At 33.3% G+C, this 21,198-nt stretch carries 16 protein-coding genes; 5 read left to right on the top strand and 11 right to left on the bottom strand.

Features of this window, described 5'->3' with window-relative positions; all coding sequences use genetic code 11:
• Window positions 1–32: 32 nt before the first annotated feature.
• The 7 genes from BM289_RS13700 to gdhA all read right to left on the bottom strand — a co-directional run bounded on the left by BM289_RS13700 (window position 33) and on the right by gdhA (window position 12,550).
• Entirely contained in the window at window positions 33–413 is a 381-nt protein-coding gene (locus BM289_RS13700; protein WP_012022792.1) for a TraR/DksA family transcriptional regulator, read from the bottom strand.
• Between the two features lie 6 nt (window positions 414–419).
• Window positions 420–3,821, bottom strand: coding sequence for an isoleucine--tRNA ligase (gene ileS / locus BM289_RS13695; protein ID WP_091494456.1), 3,402 nt, complete (start codon window positions 3,819–3,821; stop codon window positions 420–422).
• Window positions 3,822–4,025: 204 nt separating this feature from the next.
• Window positions 4,026–5,945, bottom strand: a complete 1,920-nt coding sequence (locus BM289_RS13690; protein WP_167365427.1) for a hypothetical protein — start codon at window positions 5,943–5,945, stop codon at window positions 4,026–4,028.
• A 50-nt stretch (window positions 5,946–5,995) separates the two neighbouring features.
• Entirely contained in the window at window positions 5,996–7,891 is a 1,896-nt protein-coding gene (locus tag BM289_RS13685) for an outer membrane protein assembly factor BamB family protein (protein ID WP_091494454.1), read from the bottom strand.
• A 117-nt stretch (window positions 7,892–8,008) separates the two neighbouring features.
• Entirely contained in the window at window positions 8,009–8,722 is a 714-nt protein-coding gene (gene recO / locus BM289_RS13680) for a DNA repair protein RecO (protein ID WP_091494452.1), read from the bottom strand.
• An 82-nt stretch (window positions 8,723–8,804) separates the two neighbouring features.
• A complete protein-coding gene (gene porZ, locus BM289_RS13675; protein ID WP_091494450.1) occupies window positions 8,805–11,087 on the bottom strand; it encodes a type IX secretion system anionic LPS delivery protein PorZ in 2,283 nt (760 codons plus the stop codon).
• Between the two features lie 119 nt (window positions 11,088–11,206).
• Window positions 11,207–12,550: an NADP-specific glutamate dehydrogenase gene (gdhA, locus tag BM289_RS13670; protein ID WP_091494448.1), complete on the bottom strand. Its 1,344-nt coding sequence runs from the start codon at window positions 12,548–12,550 to the stop codon at window positions 11,207–11,209.
• A gap of 324 nt (window positions 12,551–12,874) precedes the next feature.
• Here gdhA and BM289_RS13665 point away from each other — a divergent pair, with 324 nt between their 5' ends.
• Entirely contained in the window at window positions 12,875–13,666 is a 792-nt protein-coding gene (locus tag BM289_RS13665; protein WP_091494446.1) for a THC0290_0291 family protein, read from the top strand.
• Window positions 13,667–13,751: 85 nt separating this feature from the next.
• On the opposite strand, the gene BM289_RS13660 is transcribed toward BM289_RS13665, so the two are convergent.
• Window positions 13,752–14,939, bottom strand: a complete 1,188-nt coding sequence (locus BM289_RS13660) for a cystathionine gamma-synthase (RefSeq protein WP_091494905.1) — start codon at window positions 14,937–14,939, stop codon at window positions 13,752–13,754.
• 150 nt (window positions 14,940–15,089) lie between these two features.
• On the opposite strand from BM289_RS13660, the gene BM289_RS13655 reads away from it, so the two are divergent.
• The 3 genes from BM289_RS13655 (at window position 15,090) to BM289_RS13645 (ending at window position 16,704) form a co-directional block, all read left to right on the top strand.
• A complete protein-coding gene (locus tag BM289_RS13655) occupies window positions 15,090–15,833 on the top strand; it encodes a DUF3298 and DUF4163 domain-containing protein (RefSeq protein ID WP_091494445.1) in 744 nt (247 codons plus the stop codon).
• Between the two features lie 74 nt (window positions 15,834–15,907).
• Window positions 15,908–16,384: a DUF6932 family protein gene (locus BM289_RS13650; RefSeq protein WP_091494443.1), complete on the top strand. Its 477-nt coding sequence runs from the start codon at window positions 15,908–15,910 to the stop codon at window positions 16,382–16,384.
• A gap of 11 nt (window positions 16,385–16,395) precedes the next feature.
• Window positions 16,396–16,704 carry a hypothetical protein gene (locus BM289_RS13645; protein ID WP_091494441.1) on the top strand — a complete coding sequence of 103 codons (309 nt, stop codon included), beginning with the start codon at window positions 16,396–16,398 and terminating at the stop codon, window positions 16,702–16,704.
• A gap of 137 nt (window positions 16,705–16,841) precedes the next feature.
• Here the strand turns inward: BM289_RS13645 and BM289_RS13640 are convergent, their stop codons facing one another.
• From BM289_RS13640 to BM289_RS13630, 3 genes are all read right to left on the bottom strand, one after another.
• The gene (locus BM289_RS13640) at window positions 16,842–17,987 is read right to left on the bottom strand and encodes an ATP-binding protein (RefSeq protein WP_091494439.1); all 1,146 of its coding nucleotides are present in this window, start codon (window positions 17,985–17,987) and stop codon (window positions 16,842–16,844) included.
• A gap of 104 nt (window positions 17,988–18,091) precedes the next feature.
• Window positions 18,092–18,850, bottom strand: coding sequence for an SDR family NAD(P)-dependent oxidoreductase (locus BM289_RS13635; RefSeq protein ID WP_091494903.1), 759 nt, complete (start codon window positions 18,848–18,850; stop codon window positions 18,092–18,094).
• A gap of 201 nt (window positions 18,851–19,051) precedes the next feature.
• Window positions 19,052–19,927 carry an aldo/keto reductase gene (locus BM289_RS13630; protein WP_091494437.1) on the bottom strand — a complete coding sequence of 292 codons (876 nt, stop codon included), beginning with the start codon at window positions 19,925–19,927 and terminating at the stop codon, window positions 19,052–19,054.
• Between the two features lie 212 nt (window positions 19,928–20,139).
• On the opposite strand from BM289_RS13630, the gene BM289_RS13625 reads away from it, so the two are divergent.
• Window positions 20,140–21,144 (top strand): AAA family ATPase, encoded by a 1,005-nt coding sequence (locus BM289_RS13625; RefSeq protein ID WP_091494435.1) that lies wholly within the window; start codon window positions 20,140–20,142, stop codon window positions 21,142–21,144.
• Window positions 21,145–21,198 lie beyond the last annotated feature (54 nt).

Genomic DNA, 21,198 nt, shown 5'->3' with positions numbered 1-21,198 from the left:
TAAAAGGAGCGTTTAATTGGAGTTTATTTTTATTATCTCTGCAAGTTTTTAGCTTCGATACTCATTGTTGCATGAGGAACGATTTTAAGCCTTTCTTTGCTTATTAATTTACCTGTTACTTTGCAAATACCGTATGTTTTGTTTTCAACACGGAAAAGTGCGTTTTTTAAGTCACGAATGAATTTCTCTTGTCTGATAGCCAACTGAGAGTTTGCTTCTTTAGACATGGTCTCACTTCCTTCTTCAAAAGCTTTGAAAGTTGGAGAAGTATCGTCAGTTCCGTTATTCAAATCGTTCATATAGGCACTTTTGATCAAATCAAGATCTTCTTGTGCTTTTTTAATTTTTGCTTGGATTATCTCTTTGAACTCTGCTAAATCTGCATCAGAGTATCTTGTAATTTCATCTATCATGTTTATCTATTTTGAAATTAATATCATTGTTTTAATATCATCAAACTCAATTTCTGTGCCGTTTTCTAAAGTGTCAACAAAAACTAAGTCGTCTGTTAATGTTTCAGACTTAATATACTCTTCGTTTTTCAAAATGGCATCTTCTAAAATACCATCTCTTTTTATTTGTACCTTAATTTTATCAGTAACCTCAAATCCTGAATCTTTACGGATATTCTGAATTCTGTTTACTAACTCTCTTGCGATACCTTCATTTTTCAATTCTTCAGATATTGTGATGTCAAGTGCAACTGTTATTCCGTTTGAATTTGCAACCAGCCATCCTTCGATATCCTGTGATGTTATCTCGACGTCTTCTAGTGATAAAGTTACATTATTTCCAGAAATAACAATATCTAGCGTCCCCTGCTTGTCCAACTGATTGATCTGCTCAGCCGAAAAACCTTGTATCTCCTTAGAAATCAAGCCCATATCCTTACCGAAACGAGGACCAAGGGCTTTAAAATTAGGCTTAATCTGCTTTACTAAAATACCAGAAGCATCGTCTAAAAGTTCAATTTCTTTCACGTTTACTTCGGCTTTTACCAAGTCAGAAATAGCTTCGATTTCAGCACGCTGATTGTCGTCAAGTACTGGAATCATTACCTTTTGCAGAGGTTGACGAACTTTAATCATCTCTTTTTTACGTAGTGATAAAACTAAAGAAGAGATCGTTTGCGCCTTCTGCATTTTGCTTTCCAACGTTTTATTAACAAAGTTTTCGACAAATTTCGGGAATTCAGCCAAGTGAACACTAGCAAAATCCTCGGTTCCCGTAGATGTTGTTAAATCTCTGTACAATTTATCCATAAAAAATGGAGCTACTGGAGCGCTTAGTTTACTGATTGTAAGCAAACAAGTATAAAGCGTTTGGTAAGCTGCGATTTTATCTTTTGCATATTCCCCTTTCCAGAAACGACGACGGCATAAACGAACGTACCAGTTACTTAAGTTTTCCTGAACGAAATCAGAAATTGCTCTTGTCGCTTTTGTTGGCTCATAATCTTCGTAGCATTCGTCAACAAATTTGATTAAAGAATGCAATTCAGAAATAATCCATTGATCGATTTCTGGTCTTTCGTTTAACGGAATTTCAGCTTCAGCATATTTAAATCCATCGATGTTAGCATATAACGAGAAGAATGAATAGGTATTGTAAAGCGTTCCGAAGAATTTACGTTTAACCTCAGCAATTCCTTCAAGGTCAAACTTCAAGTTATCCCACGGATTTGCATTCATAATCATATACCAACGTGTAGCATCTGGACCGTTTTCTGCAATGGTTTTAAATGGATCTATAGTATTTCCTTTACTCTTAGACATTTTAATTCCATTTTTATCCAAAACAAGACCGTTTGAAACTACGTTTTTGTATGCAATTTTATCAAAAACCAAAGTTCCGATAGCGTGCAAGGTATAAAACCATCCACGTGTCTGGTCTACTCCTTCGGCAATGAAGTTCGCTGGAAAATCTTTGTTTCCGTCAATTTTATCTTTGTTCTCAAAAGGATAATGCCATTGCGCATACGGCATTGCTCCAGAATCGAACCAAACGTCGATTAGATCACTTTCGCGCTTCATTGGTTTTCCAGAAGCAGAAACCAAAGTGATAGCATCAACCACATTTTTATGCAAATCGATTAAATCATAATTTGATTCAGACATGTTTCCGATTTCAAATCCTTTAAACGGATTTTCTTTTTGGAAACCTGCTTCGATCGATTTTTCGATTGCATTGTACAATTCTTCAACAGAACCGATAATAACTTCTTCTGTTTTATCTTCTGTTCTCCAAATTGGCAACGGAATACCCCAATATCTAGAACGAGATAAGTTCCAATCATTAGCATTTTTAAGCCAATTTCCAAAACGTCCTTCACCAGTAGATTTAGGTTTCCAATTGATAGTTTCGTTCAGGTCGAACATTCTATCTTTTACATCGGTTACTTTGATGAACCAAGAATCTAGAGGATAATATAATAACGGCTCATCTGTTCTCCAGCTGTGTGGATAACTGTGCACGTATTTTTCAACTTTAAAAGCTTTGTTTTCTTCTTTAAGACGAATAGCGATTTCAACATCCACAGATTTCTCTGGAGCTTGTCCTGCATCGTAATATTCGTTTTTAACATATTTACCAGCTAAATCACCTACATGAGAAGTGAATTTACCTTGTAAGTCCACCAAAGGAACTGCAGTTCCGTTTTCGTCCAAAACCAACATTGGCGGCACTTCTGGTTTAGCTTCTTTTGCTACTTTAGCATCATCAGCACCAAAAGTCGGAGCCGTATGCACGATTCCTGTTCCATCTTCTGTTGTAACGAAATCACCAGAAATTACTCTAAATGCATTTTCAGCATTTTGGTATGGCAACACGTAAGGCAATAATTGCTCGTAACGGATTTCTACTAAATCCGCTCCTTTTGCCTCAGTTAAAATTTTGTACGGAAGTTTTTTGTCGCCGTTTTTCACATTGTCAAAATCAGCGTCATCTTCACTTACAAAATATCCTTTTCCGAATTGTTTTCCAACTAAGTTTTTAGCCAAAATCACATTGATTGGCTCAAAAGTATATTGATTGAATGTTTTAACTAAAACATAATCGATTTTTGGTCCAACTGTCAAAGCTGTATTTGATGGAAGAGTCCAAGGAGTTGTCGTCCAGGCTAAAATGTGAATATCTCCAAAACCTTGTAAAAAGCTCGGAAGCGTTTCTGGTAAAGTTTTGAATTGCGCTACGATTGTAGTATCGGTAACGTCACGGTAAGCACCAGGCTGATTTACCTCGTGAGAAGACAATCCTGTTCCTGCTTTTGGAGAATAAGGCTGAATAGTATAACCTTTGTACAACAAACCTTTATCGTAGATTTGTTTCAAAAGCCACCAAACAGACTCCATGTATTTTGGTTTATAAGTCACATATGGATCTTCCATATCAACCCAATACCCCATTTTTTCGGTCAAATCATTCCATACGTCAGTATAACGCATAACGGTTTTTTTACACGCTTCGTTATATTCTTCGATCGAAATCGTTTTGCCAATATCTTCTTTTGTAATTCCTAATTCTTTTTCGGTACCCAATTCTACAGGTAAACCGTGAGTATCCCATCCGGCTTTTCTTTTTACCTGAAAACCTTTTTGAGTTTTATATCTGCAAAAAATATCTTTAATCGCACGTGCCATTACGTGGTGAATTCCAGGTAATCCGTTTGCTGAAGGCGGACCTTCAAAAAATACGAAAGGCTCAGCACCTTCGCGAGTAGTTACACTCTTTTCAAATATATTTTCTTTCTTCCAAAAATCAAGAACTTCAGACGCTACAGTTGGTAAGTCAAGTCCTTTGTATTCAGTAAATTTTGTACTCATTTTATCCTTTTCTTAAACGAGGTGCGAAAGTAAGAAATTTTGAACTATTGACCACCAATTTCTTTAAATTTCACAAACTTTTGTTGAGATAATAGATACAAAAACAGAAGAATTGGTTACTTTCTGACATTATTCTCATTTTTTTGAGCTAATGAACCTAAAAATAACCAATTCTAAAAATAGCTTATTGCTAAACTTTATCTCTTATTTAAATCCGCCGAAATACACTTCCTTCATAAAAATTCGATTTCCAAAAACGGGATTCACATCCACTTTTTCACGGATTTCCTGATACAAAGTTTCCCCATTAAAATCTTCAATTTCATAGTTAATTTTATGCGGAATTTTTCCTGAATTTAATGTCGCAACTGGACGATAATCACCAAATAGTTTTCTTTCAAAAAAGCTTTTGTTGCCGTTATCAAATTCTGTTTTTTCCGTAGAAACAATATTAAAATTTTCTTTATCAATAAAAACGTGATAATCAGTCTTCGGAATTGTTCTGTTTCCTGAACTTAATGTTTTTTCAAAATAATTCAAATGATAACACAATCTGCCTTCATACATCTCATCGTTTAAAATCTCAAAATTATTCCATAAATCGAGTCTTAAATCGGTAAGAAAGTTTACCAAATCAACATTCTTAGATAAATTTCCATAATCATAGGCTGTTAATTTTGCCCATTTGGCATTTATACCCGTTTCACGATCGTCATGACTCCAAGCCTCTGCCCCGTTTACAATTTCATAATAAGCTTCAGGCATTTTTTTCTTAAGAAGATAATGAGATGTTGTGGCCCATTTTTCTTCTGTTTGAGGAATATTCGTTCCTTCTATCGAAATTTTAGAATACAAATGTGCTTTTTCTACTTTCTTAAGCGCTTGGCTTCCTCCCAGATTATCAACTACTTTTGCCAAAAGATTTGCATTTAATTGATACGGTATAGAGTCAAGCAAATTATGTCTTTGGGTTTTAATCTTTTCCAGATAAGCTTCACGATTAGCTTTTTCGATTTCCCATTCTGCATCTTGCTGCTGAATCTTTTCAAAAAATGCTAATCTCTTTTCTTCTTTTTCTTCAGCTATCTTTAGCCCCAATTTTTGAAGATCTGCAAAGCGTGTGGTATGGCTTCTTATTTTTTTATCGACAAAAAAGCCGTTATTTACTTTTTTAACTATCGAAGATCCTCTGGAATCCTGTTTATCATTCTCAATAAGCAGACTAGCATAAAGCAACGCTTTTTCTTTATTCTCAAGTAAATAATAAGTCTCTGCTAAATTGTTTGTAACTATGAAACGAATATTTTCGTTTGCAGGCGAAGGCGGATATTTCACCAATAGACTTTCCAAATATTGCAAATGAGGCACTAAAGTTTTTTCGTCTAAACCTTTTTCAAGTGTTACTTTTTGCATCTGAGCTGTAATTTCGTTCTCAAATGCCAGCATCTGATTGTACTCAGGATGTGTTTTTGAAGTTACAAACTCAAACTTTATTTTTTCTTCGCCTATAGTGTACCTTAATTTATAATTAAGGTAGTTTTGTATTGCCTGAACAGAACTGTAAATTACCGTATCTAATCCCAATTCTGCAACGGTATAATTACCATCTTTTTCTGCTTCTGCAATTTTTTTATTATTCATCTCAACTGCAGCCTTTAAATTGTCTTTTTGGCTACCTACAGCGATTAAATAGGATTCTACTGTATTAAAATCTTTGGTTAATAAAAGCTTATCTGCACATTTCGCTTCCATTTTTATTTTTACGCTATAATTCGAAAATGCCTGAAATTTCCATCCATTTTTCTTTTTATCAAAGATACTATCAATTTTAGTGGCTTTATATTGCGGTAGTTCAATGGTTAAATAAATTTTCAGTTTTCCGTTTGCAGGATCTTTTATAAAACCCTCTATATTAAAATAGTTTTTCTTTAGTATAGGTTCTTCCTGTATTAACTGTTTGTCCATTTGATAAAAAGTGGTCTGCGTTAAAACATTATCTAGAACAGGAAATTCTGAATAGTTTATTACTGGGATGTAAAACTTCTTTTTTTTGGAACTTATTTTTTCTTGTGCCTGAATTGAACCAATCACAAGCAAAGCTATTAGGAGTAATGTTTTTTTCATAGGCAAAAAAAAAGCCATCAGAATCAGATCCTGATGGCCATGGATTTTTTTTATTTTTCTTTCTTGTTAAAGATCTGAATTGACTTATCAGAAACATAAAAAATATTCTGAGTTGCTGGGTCAATCTCATAAAGAGGTTTATTGTTCGTGAAGATGATTTTATCAATCTCTTTTCCTTCTGCTTTACTAACTTTAACTAAAACTTTTTCTCCCGTATCTGCTTTTGCAAAAATATATGAGTAATCTCTGTTTTGCTTCATTGCATTAAAACGAGAGTTAAATTTAGCCGCTACTACGCCAAGAGCTGCAGAACCAGCCGCATAAGCTTTTGCCTGATCTTTATTTGTCTGATCTCCTTTTGCAACTGAGGTTCTCATGTTACCGTCAGCATCACGATAGGTCATAGTCAAATCAGCACCTTTGATATCACTCGCTACAGAACCAACACCTAAACCAATGCTTCCTGCAATTGCGGCACTTTTAAGTAAACGTCTTCCTGTTTCACCTGGTTGATTGTAAGTGAAATGGTATTTTACAGTTCCATCCATATTAACCCCCATTACTTCAAGAGGTCCTGAAAGCACAACCCCCCAAGGAAACTGTTCGATACTGTTTAATTCTTTTTCTCTTTTGATATTTACTTTAGCAAAAGGCTCTGGTTTATCGTTGATGCTTGGATCAAATTTATATAATTTCTCATCATTATAAACTAAGTAAGAATTTGTAGCTTCGTCATAAGTTGGTAAAACTGGACGGCTTTTTTCAAACTTAATATTACGTTTCCAAAGTTTAACTCCAGTTTTATAATCTACCATATTTCCGTAAGTTCCTGTAAGATACATAACCTTTTCACCAACTTTTCCTAAGTAGTAAATTGGATCTTCTTTATCATCAGAAATTTCGATGAACTTTTTCCAAAGCTTTTCTCCATCTTTGTTGATTAACATCATTTCATTTTCTGCAACATATAAGAAATCTTGATCGATTGGAATAACTCTTTTCAATCCGTCTCCACGAGCGTCTTTTTTCCAGATTTTTTCACCTGAGTTTAAGTCATAAAAATTAAATCCGCTGAAATGCGCCACTAATAATTTTGTTCCCCAGTCTTCAAGATAAACGACTCTTTTTGTTTTGATAGACTCTTTCCAAATACTTTTTCCAGTCTCTGTGTTTAATACATTTAAATATTGTTTAGAAGAAAAAGTTCCCGCATTATTTACAACTACAATATTTTTGTTGTTTTGAGTCAGATAGAATTTTGAATAATCTTCTTCACCTTTCCAGTTTAATTTTCCACTGCTTCTGTCAAAAGAATATAGTTTTCCGTACAGCAAATAATAGATTACTGATCCGTGAACTGTTGCAGTATTGGTATTTGCAGATTCTTTGAAAGAAAAACTGAATAAAGATTTTGCTTTATCTACAGTAGTATTCCATTTTAATTCACCCGTTTTCATATCCAATAAAGCAATCGCCATATCTCCATCTTTCTTTAAAGTAAGCAGATATTCGTCTGTTTCAGGAATAAAGTCTGATTGCGTAACCCAAAAAGACTCTTTTGATGAATTGTAAACCACTTTACCAGAATCGGTATTAATGATAATGTACTTACTGTTGATGTAAGCCTCAACATAAGGACTTCCAGGAACAGTTGTTAAAGCACTTTTTTCTTTGAAAACTTTTCCAAAATCAGGATCACTTAAAATGTCACCTGCGGATGTAGTTCCAAAATCTTCTTTTGTTAGAGTCCAGATTACTTTTTTTGTTTCAGGATCAAGACCTTTAATAGTACCGCCTTCTTTAAAGACTACAACTCCAGTGATTTCATTCTGAACCAAATCTTGGACAGTGTTTTCTGTTGTAACTATTTCATCATATTTTCTTTGGGCAATTGATGAAACCGTTACCGACAGAAGCAAAATAATCGAAAACGTAATTTTCTTCATGGTAGATTTTTTTAATAATTGGTATTAGATATTTATGAGAATTGCCTTCTTACTAAAAAATTGGGAAGCTTTTTTAGTAAAAATTTACTGAACAAATATATAAAAATAGAAATGTTATTATGAAAAAATTTCTTTCAAAATATCGAGCGATTTAGGCTTCTTAAAACCCTCTAAATGAGAAGAATAAAAGTCAATTAGGATTTTTAAGAGCATTTGTCTTTCAATAACATGAAAGATTTTTTGATCATTATCAAATTTTAGCTCAATAAGTCTTTTAAACAAATTAGTTTCATGCTCAGAAAGTGCCGTAGAATTGTGGAAAACCGTAAAAACTCCTTCATTAATATCAAAAAATGGTAATTCTACTTCCGAAAGATCTGGATAAAAACCCAAATATTTTGTGATTTCTAAAAGTAGAATTAGATGAAAATTATAAATTTCATCATGATGATCCAGCCAAGTTAGAGCGGTTTCTAAAAACAAAAAAAGCTGTTCGTTTTTTTCTTCTTCCTGAATGGAATAATGCAGCATTTCAGACAAGAACATTACCATTGTGCTTTTGACAATATCGGTATGAATACTTTGAAACGGAATAGCAGTTTTTATTTCTTTAAAATTTTCAAGTGTTCCTTTATTTTTATGAACGGCTTCAATTTCCAAAATAGAAAACGGCTGAAAATAGGCAATCTTCTGACTTGCTTTCCGACTCGAAAAAGCATCACGCACAAAGTATGATTTCAGCCCGCTCGAAAGTGTAAAGCACTTTACAATCAGGCTTTTTTCCTGAAATTTCAAAGAAGAGATTACTATGGCTTTGGTTTTGACTTGCACGAAATGATTTTAGATTGATGATTTTAGATTCTAGATTGATGAATTCTAAAATCTAACTGAAAACTATAACTGCGACTGAAAACTATCGAATAATCATCACTTTCTTAACTTTGGTTTCCCCGCCATCTTGTGCAGATATAAAAACCATATAAACACCAGAAGCTACTTTGTATTTACCAAAAGCTGTTGTATCCCATTCGATTGTTCCGCCGGAAGAGGTTGTTTCAAAAACCAAATTTCCTTCTATATCCGTAATTTTAATATTGGCTTTATCAATTAAACCGGCCACTTTTACCGTTCCTGTGTAAGTAGGACGCACTGGATTTGGATAAACATATACATTATTAAGATTATCATTTGCTCCAGTTGCAATTCCATTAAACGAAACCATTCCTTTATTAGTAACAATAAAAACTTCGCCTGTTTTATTGTTTATTTTAACATCGTTTATATAGTTACTTGGCAGTGGCGAATTGTTTATTGTAAAATGATATTTTGTTTCCTGACCGTTTGAAGAAACCATAAAAATACCTGAATCTGCAGTTCCAATCCATTTATTATTGGCTCCATCAACGGCTATAGAAGTAATAAATTGCTCGTAAAGTAACTCCTGCGCCAGACCATCTTCCGTAATAATAATCGGATTTGCTTTGAGCTGGCTTTCCGATTGAAAATTACCAATATTCGACAGCACTCTTAATCCTTTTGTAGTACCAATCCAAAGCTGATTTTTGGTATCTAAAGCAATAGCTCTAACGTCTGCAATAGGAAGATTTCCAGTATCGGTACCAAAAGTCATTTTTTTAAATGTATTGGTAGTTTCATTAAAACCAACAACTCCATCGCGATTGGTTCCAAGCCATTTTACATTATTCCTATCAACAGCAATACTTGAGTAACTTATATTTTCAGCAATATCAAAAATCGGAACCATTGAATAACTTCCCCATTGTCCATTTGTTTTTAAAACTTTCAAACCATTATTGATACGGCTATTGGTAATCCAAAGATTTCCTGCTTTATCATAAGCATTGGCATTTATACGTACATCTATATAATCTGCACCTGCGTTTGTGATTGATTCTAAACCGCTGTTTTTTTCATTATAAAGAAAATTTGGCACATCATTTTCTATCCTTAATAATCCCGAGAAAAAAGAACTTGCGTAAACCTGCTTTTCATTATTTGGATTTACTAAAATTCTAGTAATCGATTTTGCATCATAAACTTCAGAATACGGAATATTCAACCAGCCTGATACATTGAACCGGCTTATGCCATAGCTATCCAATGGATATGGATCATATGACGTGTCGTAATCTCCATAAACTGCCCATACAGTATTTGGACTTACATCTATCGAAAAAATATTATTCTTTACAGGTCCTGTTGGGGTATTATTTTCAAAAGCCGACACATTGCTAAGAGTAGAAAAAAACATTCCTTTTTCTTTAGTTCCAATAAAAATTCGATCTCCAACTGCAGTGGTACAACTAAAATTTAAAGTATTTTCTAAAACCTGAGAATTCGTAATCTGACGGGTTAAAACCATTTGATTGTTATACACATAAACTGTACTTGGCGTAGTGATAAACAAATTATGATTTTTTGCTCTCATATCAACAGAAGCTTGAGGCAATTGAAAAAAACTATTAAAGGTATTAGAATTGTATCGATGAATATTTCCAGAATCACTTATCGCAATAAGTTCAGTATCCAAAGCTTCTACACTAAACCAATTTCCTGTATTCACTACCAACCACTGATTATAGTCTATTAGATTTGCGTTTGCAATATCCGCTCTTCTTATACCGCTTGATGTTGCTGCAAAAATAAATCCATTAAATAAGGTCGTTTGTTTGACACTAATTTCTGCACCATTATCGCCAATAAAATAAGTATCGCCAAATTGCGAAGTAGTCAAATTAAACTGAACAATTCCAAAATCGCAGGAAACATAAACCAACCCATTGTACTCCATAAAATGATTGATTTTCTTAGTGTTTGCCGGGAGCTGTTTGTTGATTATATCGACAATCTTCAACATGCTCCCGTCGCTTTCGTTGATTAAAATCATCATTCCATTTTCGTAACCAACTAAAGTTTTTTTGAAGGCTTCACTATAATAAATCGCAGAGATCGTCAGACCTGATAATCCGTCGACTGTAGTTATTGTTTTTAGAACATTTGTTGAAGTATTTTTAGAAAACAAAGCATTTTCTGAAGCTGCTAAAACAGTTGTAGAAGATTCTGAAACATCCTTGATTTCATTAAATGAAAAATACCCTTGCCAAGACAGTTTATTTTGGGCTTGGCAAAACTGAATTATTGTTAAAAAGAAAACGCAGAAAAGTATTTTTTTCATCACTTCATATATTCGATTAGACAAATATACTACAAACAAGAGTATTTAATTTTTGGCACCAATAAAAAATGCCTTCGACTTTATTAATCGAAGGCATCCTTATTATTACAGATAGATTTTTAAACTACACCTTGTGCAAGCATAGCATCGGCTACTTTAACAAATCCGGCAATGTTTGCTCCTTTTACATAGTTTACATATCCGTCTTCTTCAGCACCATATTTTTTACATTGGTTATGAATTCCAACCATAATTTCTTTTAACCTCAAGTCCACTTCTTCGCTTGTCCAGTTTAAACGAATAGAGTTTTGAGTCATCTCTAACCCAGAAGCTGCAACACCACCCGCGTTAGCCGCTTTTCCTGGAGCAAATAATACTTTATTGTCTAAGAAAAGTTTGATAGCGTCTAATGTAGAAGGCATATTTGCTGCTTCAGTTACACATAAAACGCCATTATCAATTAACTTTTGAGCGTCTTCTCCATTCAATTCGTTTTGAGTAGCACATGGAATAGCAATATCCACTTTTACTTCCCAAGGACTTTTCCCTTTATGGAAAACAGCATTTGGATATTTCTCCAGATATCTTTCAGCTCTGTTATCACCAGTTGCTCTCATTTCAAGCATATGATCAATTTTTTCTCCCGAAATACCTTCTTCATCATAAATATATCCATCAGGTCCAGAGATTGTAACAACTTTTCCACCAAGTTCATTTACTTTAAGCGCTACTCCCCAAGCCACGTTTCCGAATCCAGAAATAGCTACTTTTTTACCTTTAATTTCATGACCAATTGTACGTAACATTTGATCGGTAAAATAAACGACTCCGTATCCTGTAGCTTCTGGTCTGATTAATGAACCTCCATAAGCCAAACCTTTTCCAGTTAAAACTCCTGTAAATTCATTTCTGATTCTCTTGTATTGCCCAAATAAGTATCCAATTTCTCTTGCTCCAACACCGATATCTCCAGCAGGAACATCTAAATCAGGTCCAATATGACGGCATAATTCAGTCATAAACGATTGGCAGAAACGCATAATTTCACCATCCGATTTTCCTTCAGGATCAAAGTCAGAACCTCCTTTACCACCACCCATTGGAAGTGTAGTCAAACTGTTTTTGAAAACTTGTTCAAAAGCTAAAAACTTCAAAACAGACAGATTCACAGAATGATGAAATCTGATTCCTCCTTTATAAGGTCCAATTGCAGAATTCATTTGAATTCTAAAACCTCTGTTTACAATAATTTCTCCTTTATCGTCTACCCACGGAACTCTAAAAATGATTGAACGTTCTGGTTCAGCAATTCTCAAGAGTATATTCTTTCCATCATATTTTTTACGTTCAGATATAAAAGGAATAACTGTTTCTGCAAATTCTCTTACTGCTTGAAGAAATTCTGGCTCGTTTGGATTTTTTGACTCAATAAGAGCCATAAATTCATTTATTTTTTGTTCCATATTTGAAATAAATTTTCAGATAATTTTTGATTTAATTTTTATTTTCTGACCCCAAAAGGGAGTTTAAGAAAACGTTTTCGTTTTAACACACAAAGATATATCAAATAATGATTCGATGTTATATTTTTCACTTTTTTGAAACGATTTGTGTTTTTTTCAAACATTGCAAAAAAAACACATTTTTCATGTAGGTCTTTACATGCAAATCACTAATTAAAAGTTAGTAAATTAAGTATTTTGATAGTTATTATTCAATAGAATGATTTAATATTTTGAATCGAATATGTTTTTTATATATTTGCCGAGATTTGTAAGCCCTCGAAAATGTCTAAACACCTATTTATCACATTATTTGCCCTACTGGGCATATCAAGTGCTGTAACAGCACAAGGACTAGCTCAAGAGATCGGAATTTATGCCGGACCAGTTACTTTACAGTCAGATTTTGGTGAAAGACACAACTTTGACACCAATGCTGGAAACTCTGGCTTTGGAATTGGAATTATGCATTTCATTAACTTCTCTGCCAATAACAACAGAGAAAATTACTTCACTGAACACTTTAAAGTTCGATCTGACTTAAATTTCAGCAGAACTAATTTAAAACACTTTGGCCAGTGGGTTGAAAGAAAACCTAATGGACTATTTGCCCAGCAGCTTAGAAATATGCATGCGTCTTCTTCTATATTAGGATTGGGTACACAGTTGGAATTTTCTCCATTTATGAAAATTCACGACTTTGAAAACTCAGTTGGTAGTCTTAGTCCGTACGGTAGTGTAGGTTTTCAAGTAAGCTATTATTCTGCAAAAGTAGGATCTCGTTTAGGAGACATTACACTTCCAGCCAATACGCCAGGGAAATATTTGACTCCTTCTGATGGCCGTGCTCACGGATTTTCTACAGAAAGTGGCATTGTTTTATCTGCAACAGCAGCACTTGGAGTACATTACAAATTAACAGACATGAGTGATTTAATGTTTGAAACTCGTTTTCAGATGTATAACTCTGACTGGGTTGACGGTTTAAATCCAAATAAAGATATTTACAAAGAAAACAAATCTAACGACTGGCAAGTTTGGTTTAATTTCGGATACATTTACTATTTAGAATTCTAAAAACATTCTAAATTTCAAAATATAAAAAATCCCAAATTCCAATTTTACTTTTTGGAACTTGGGATTTTTTTATTGGAATTTATTTTTAAACCAAAGCTTGTTCTAAATCTGCAATCAGATCTTCCGCATCTTCAATACCAACACTTAATCGAACTAAATCATCGGTAATACCAACTTCTGCTCTTTTATCTGCAGGAATTGATGCGTGAGTCATTAAAGCTGGATGATTTGCCAATGATTCAACCCCTCCTAAAGATTCAGCTAAAGTAAATACTTTCAGTTTTTCTAAAAATGCAATAGAATCTTCTTTTTTCCCCGATTTAAAATCAAACGAAACCATTCCGCCAAAAGCTTTCATTTGTTTTTTAGCAATTTCGTGAAATGGATGATTTTTTAAACCTGGATAATAAACCGTTTTAATCTTTGGATGATTACTTAAATATTCCACCACTTTTTCTCCATTTTCACAATGTCTCTGTACTCGTAAAGCTAAAGTTTTGATTCCTCTTAAAACCAAAAAACTATCCATTGGTCCGAGTGTTGCACCAGTAGCAAATTGTTGAAAATGCAATTGATCTCCTAATGCTGCGTCTTTTACAATTAAAGCTCCAGCGATAACATCCGAATGTCCACCTAAATATTTTGTTGCAGAGTGCATTACAATATCTGCACCTAAATCAAGAGGTCTTTGTAAATAAGGAGTAGCAAAAGTATTATCTACCGCAAGAAGAATTTTGTTCTCTTTTGTAATTTTTGCTATTTCCTGAATATCTGCCAATTTCATCAATGGGTTTGTTGGTGTTTCAACCCAGATTAATTTAGTGTTTTCGTTGATTAAACTTTTGAATTTTTCAATATCTGTCATATCAACAAAATGAAACTTAATTCCGGAATCTTTATAAATTCTTGAAAACATTCTATAAGTTCCTCCATATAAATCATCCATCGCAATGATTTCATCACCTGCTTTAAAAGATCTTAAAATACAATCCGTCGCCGCAAGACCAGATGAAAAAGCTAATCCGCGAGTTCCATTTTCAATACTTGCAAGCGCCTCTTCTAAAGCTGTACGAGTAGGATTTGAAGCTCGGCTATATTCGTAATCTGCTAAAGGTTTCCCCGGACTAGATTGCACAAATGTTGAAGTTTGATATACCGGAGGCATAACAGCACCTGTACTTGGATCATGATGCTGACCACCATGTATTACTTTTGTATTGAATTTCATATGTAGATATTTATTGTTTTTTTGTTGTTCATACTTAATTCGCATATCTTCATTGGTGTTTGCGACCAATTTATGATTATGCTCATTTCATATAGTTATAAATTTTATTTCCTTAATTGTTTTACAAATTTACCGCTTAATTTATTTTATCGAGCCACAAGTTCTTACCTTTGTAGATAATTAACACTTTTTGATATGAAAAATTACATATTTATAATCTTTTTGTGTTTGATTTTTACAAGTTGCAAAAAAGAGCTTTCATTTGAGAATGAAACCTTTGAAGAAAAATCTACTAAACCGTGCAAAAACGATTGCCCGAGTATCACAATAGAAGTTCCAGTTGCCAAAAATATCAAAGTAATATCAGACAGCATCAATAAAAAGGTTTTTGCTGTCATTAAAGAGATTGTATTTTTTGAAGAAGATTCCGTAAAAGTTGATGGCTATAAATCATTGGCCAAATCTTTTATTACTTCTTATGAAGAAATGCATCAGAAATTCCCGGAAGATACTTTTGGCTGGGAAGCTAAAATAATCGGAAATGTAGAGTTTCAATCGGAACAGATTTTAAACCTAAAAATTGATCATTATACTTTTACAGGAGGCGCCCACGGCTATCAAGGTTATCGTTCTTTATTATTCAATCCGAAAACTGGGAAAGCTGTTTTTAACAACCAATTATTCAAAAACGAAAAAGAGTTTAAGGCTTTCGCCGAAAAGGCATTCCGTTCCAAATATAAAATTCCTGAAAAAGCCAATATCAATGCCACGGGTTTAATGTTTGAAAATGATACTTTTCAATTGCCTCAAAATATATTTTATACTTCTCAAGGTTTACTTTTATATTACAACTCATACGAAGCAGCATCTTATGCAGACGGCCCAAAAGAGCTTTTGTTTTCTTATGATGAAGTGAGGCAATATTTGAATTTTAATTAAGTATCGTGATTTATTTTAAAAATACTATTTTTACTACAAAATAAGTTTTTTAATATCATTCAAGGTTCTCAAATATGTTAACATTTAATCATTCAGGACTTCTGGTTCCTGACAATAAAATTGCTTCAACAATCCAAGAGTTAGAAAATGAATTTGTATCTAAAATCGCTTCAATAAAAAGAAGAGAAATTTTCGAAGCTTATGTTAAATATAATGAAGATTTCAAAAAAGTATGTAATTTAGACAAACTCCATCAATGGATAGATGGTTCATATGTTACAAAGAAAATAAATCCAGGAGACATCGATTTATTAACATTCGTCGACAATTCTATTGTTTCGCAATTAGGTTCTAAATTAGATGATTTTGTATATCCTAAATCTGAACTTCTTTATGGTGTTGATGCTTATATAATTGAGGTTTATCCAGAAAATCATCCAAATAATTTTAGATATAGAGGAGACGTGGCATATTGGCTGGATCGATTTACAAAAACGAGAAGAATTAGAGGAAATAAATTATCAAAAGGTTTTCTAGAGATAAAATCATAATTCATATCACAATGAAAGACAACAAACTATATCACATTCTTGATTTAATCGAAGAAATCGCTAAGGTTGATAAAATGATTTTTTTGCATGAAGATTCATCTTCAAATCTAATGTCAGACCAATACAAAAATCAAAAATTAAAACTAAGTAACTACTTGGTTAAAGAACTTTTAAGCAATAGCGATAATAGATCTGAAGTCATGTATATCATAAAACTTTTTATTGAAAAATTTTATACTAACGAAATGAATCATCTAAAGTTTGATGATAATGATAACTTAAAAAAAATTGAAAATGTTTTTATCGAAAATTATAATTAACACGAAAATCTGTTGAAATAATTTTATAAGTACAAAGACAGAACAAAATCCTTTTTACATGTTGGATTTAGACGCACTGCGGTGCGTCTCTACAAAAAAACCTTTGTCACTTTGTCTCTCTGAACCTTTGAACCTTTTTACTGAACATCATATTTCATCTTTCGTAAAACCCTCAAAGCTTCCTTAAAAGAAGAATAAACCTGTTTATAAGGTTTCAGTAATAATTTTGCATCGATTAATTTTTGTCTGGCATCTTCAAAGCCGTTCAAATGACAAATCATAAAAGTGGAAGGCAGATTTTCTAAATCTTTCATTTCGCGATCAGACAATGTGATTTCTTTCTGAAGTTTACCCAAAAGAGCCATATTCGAATTATAAATATGATAGAGCATTTTCCTATTGAATTCTGGCGGTTGAAAAAGCATCTGACGGTCTATTTTATAATAACCATTATCAAAGAAATGGATAGTTTGTTCTTCGAGCGGATAATAACTTGTTTTATCATTTAAGCCCAATGGTACATATTCTGTAATCGTAAAACTATCATCATTATAAAAAATAGTCACAACATCCTGCGCAGAATAGAAAAGCTTAATCTGTTCATTTATTAATTCAATATCAACACGCGATAAATACGTTTTATCTCGGAGTTTTTTAGGAACTCCAGCCCAGCAGATTATAAATAACTCTTTAAAAACATGATATTTGGGCGACATATCTTTATGTCTGAAATTCATAAAATCGATAACGCCGTCTAAAGTATACTGAATACTATTTCGAGAACTATTTTCGATTCCAATAACAGTTTCTGTATTCTGATTGTTTTTTTCGATTTCCTCATGTTCTTCCAGCGGAATCGAGTTACTGCCACGTCGTATGAAAACGCTATTGGCTAAAATCGTATGAATTCCTTTTTTAAAATAAGAGATTTTACTTTTAGGCTTGATTGTAACCAGACCGATTACTTTGTCTTTTGGAAGGTTTGGGAAAGGGACGTTTTCATATTGAATTTTTGGGGGATTTTCTAAAAACGCATTGACCAGATTCTGAATTCGGCTATCATCGAAGAAATCATCGCCTACAATTTCATTATCCTGATCTTCTACTCCAACTACTATATAAGAATTATTGTTTGGATTGGAATTGGAAAGTGCACAAATGTGTTTCAAGAACTTTCCTTTTCCTTCTCTGGAATGTAGATTCAACTGCCTTTTTTTATCATAAAAACTGCTTTCGTCATTATGAGCTAGAAGATTTTTAATTAAAAGGCGTTTATTAATCATGTCGATTTTATTTTGCCACGAATTGCACTAATTCGCACTAATTTAATTTATTAAAACTTAAAATTAAAAAAAAGACGCACTACTGTGCGTCTCTACAGTAAATATTATGAAATATTTTTCTTGACGATCGTCGAAGATGCCTGCGCCGTACTCATCACAACCAAATCGGCAATATTTACATGATAAGGTCTTGAAATCACAAAGTGAATAATATCGGCAATATCTTCCGCCTGAAGCGGATCAAATCCTTTGTAAACATTTGCTGCTCTTTCGGCATCGCCTTTAAAACGAACTTCACTAAACTCGGTCGCAACCATTCCTGGATGAATACCGCCAACCCTAATTCCGAAAGGATTTAAATCGATTCGCATTCCAGCTGTAATGGCATCAACTGCATGTTTAGAACCACAATACACATTTCCGTTTGGATAAACTTCTTTAGCTGCAGTTGAACCGATATTAATAATATGTCCTGATTGTCTTTCAACCATCTGTGGAATTATAGCTTTTGAAACATATAAAAGTCCTTTGACATTAATATCCATCATAGCATCCCAATCGTCTAAATCTCCATTTTGAATTGGATCTAAACCATGAGCATTTCCTGCATTATTAATTAAAACGTCGATTGTTGAAAAATCATTTGCCAAAGAACCTATCTTCTTCAAAACATCTTCTTTATCACGAACATCAAAAGCAAGGGAATAAACTTCTGTAAAAACCGAAAGTTCTTTTTCAAGTTCTTCTAAACGATCTTTACGTCTTCCGCAAAGAATCACTTTATAATTGTTTTTTGCCAAAATCTGCGCAGTTGCTTTTCCAATTCCGCTTGTGGCACCAGTAATTAAAACTGTTTTTTTCATTTTAAATATTTTGTTTTTAACACATAGAAACATAGATATACTTTGCTTAAAAAAGGCATTTCATTTGCATAAATTCACATAGCTTTGTGTAAGTGAAACGCTAAATCCATCTTTTTAAAAACATAAAAAATCTATGTTTCTATGTGTTTATTTTTTTGCACTCTAACTGAATACTAAAAACGGTAAACTGAACACTAAAATTTAAGGCACATCGTCGCCCATACTTTCTGTCCAGATTGCAAACCAGTCTTCTGTATCCATATCCAATTCAATTGCTTTTGACAAAGATTGAATTCTTGCAATATTCACAGTTCCTGCGATTGGAATTACTTTTGCTGGATGTTTCAAAATCCATGATAATAAAAGTGTATCAGCGCCTAAATGATATTTCTCTAATAAAGCTGAAAATAGTTTTTTCAAACGACGCGTTTGTTTTGTATCTTCTCTAAAAACAGTTCCAAGCGGATTCCATGATAACGGACGAATTCCATTAGTCTGCATATAATCTAAACTTCCATCAGTCATTGCTTCGTAATGTGTTGCTGAAAACTGTACTTGATTATAGCTTACTTCTGTTTTTTGGCGAATTAATTCAGTTTGTGAACTTGTAAAATTTGAAAGACCAAAATCAATAATCTTTCCTTCTCCTTTTAATTTCTCCACTGCTTCAGCAATTTCATCAGCCTGCATTAACGGGCTTGGTCTGTGAAGCAAGAAAACGTCAACATAATCAGTCTTTAAATTTTTCAAAGATCCTTCTACAGATTTAATGATATAATCCTTAGAATAATCATAATGTTTGATTTTGTTTTCAGGGCGTTTATCCGCAATCATCTGAATACCGCACTTTGTAATTAATTGTAATTTTTCACGATCTATTTTACTAGCGTGAAAGGCTTTTCCAAAATCGGCTTCGGTCGTATACGAACCGTAAATATCCGCGTGATCAAAAGTCGTAATTTTGTTTTCGATACTTACCTGTATCATGTTTTCCATTTCTTTGGTTGTAAGGTTTTTATCCCAAACTCCCCAATTCATAGTGCCTGAAATTATAGGCGATAAGACTGTTTTGCTCATAATAATTATGCGTTATTTTTGGTAATAATTATGCTTTAATAAAACATAATCATCAAAGTTCTTAAAAATATAAAAATAGATTCACAATTAGTCCTTAAAATTAAGGCATTGGTCGAAGTTTTAACCATTCTTTAACATCTTACTTCTTAAAAAATAGTCAATTTGCACTCTCAAAAATTAGGCGTTAAAATCAAGGTTTTAAAAATATTTATATGGAAGAAAATACAACGACTTTAGACATTAGAGCGATAAATGAAAAAATTGAAAGAGAAAGTGCTTTTATAGACCTTCTTACAATGGAAATGAACAAAGTTATTGTGGGTCAGAAACATATGGTCGAGCGTCTATTAATCGGATTGCTTGGACAGGGACATATTTTATTGGAAGGAGTTCCGGGTCTGGCAAAAACTTTGGCTATCAATACGCTTTCTCAAGCGGTTCAAGGTTCTTTCAGCCGTATCCAGTTTACGCCCGATTTATTACCTGCCGATGTTATCGGAACCATGATTTACAACATTAAAGCAAACGAGTTCTCAATTAAAAAAGGACCAATTTTCGCCAATTTCGTACTTGCCGATGAGATTAACCGTGCTCCTGCAAAGGTTCAGTCAGCACTTTTGGAGGCGATGCAGGAGAAACAAGTTACAATTGGTGATTCTACATTCAAACTAGATCGTCCGTTTTTAGTATTAGCAACACAAAACCCTGTTGAGCAAGAAGGTACTTATGCACTTCCTGAAGCACAGGTTGACCGTTTCATGCTAAAAACTGTTATTGATTATCCAAAAATTGACGAAGAGCGTTTTGTAATCCGTCAGAACTTAAAAGGAACTTACGAAAAAGTAAATCCTGTAGTTTCTGTAGATCAGATTTTACGTGCGCAAGAAGCGGTTCGTGAAGTTTATATGGATGAAAAAATTGAAAAATATATTCTTGATATTATTTTCGCTACGCGTTACCCAGAAAAATACAAATTAGCCGATTTAAAACCGCTTATCAGTTTTGGAGCTTCTCCTCGTGGAAGTATCAACTTGGCTAATGCTGCTAAATGTTATGCTTTCATCAAACGTCGTGGTTATGTAATTCCGGAAGACGTTCGTGCAGTTGTTCACGATGTATTACGTCACAGAGTTGGAATCACTTACGAAGCAGAAGCAGAAAACATTACTTCTGTAGACATTATCAACAAAATCGTTAACGAGATTGAAGTACCTTAAAAATAGTTTTCAGTTTTCAGTCACAGTAAACACATTAAGATTAACTGCGACTGA

This window comes from Flavobacterium phragmitis, assembly GCF_900112575.1.
In the GTDB taxonomy this organism is placed as follows: domain Bacteria; phylum Bacteroidota; class Bacteroidia; order Flavobacteriales; family Flavobacteriaceae; genus Flavobacterium; species Flavobacterium phragmitis.
Note: the sequence above shows the minus strand (reverse complement) of the source record. Positions and strands in the feature narration are given on the sequence as shown.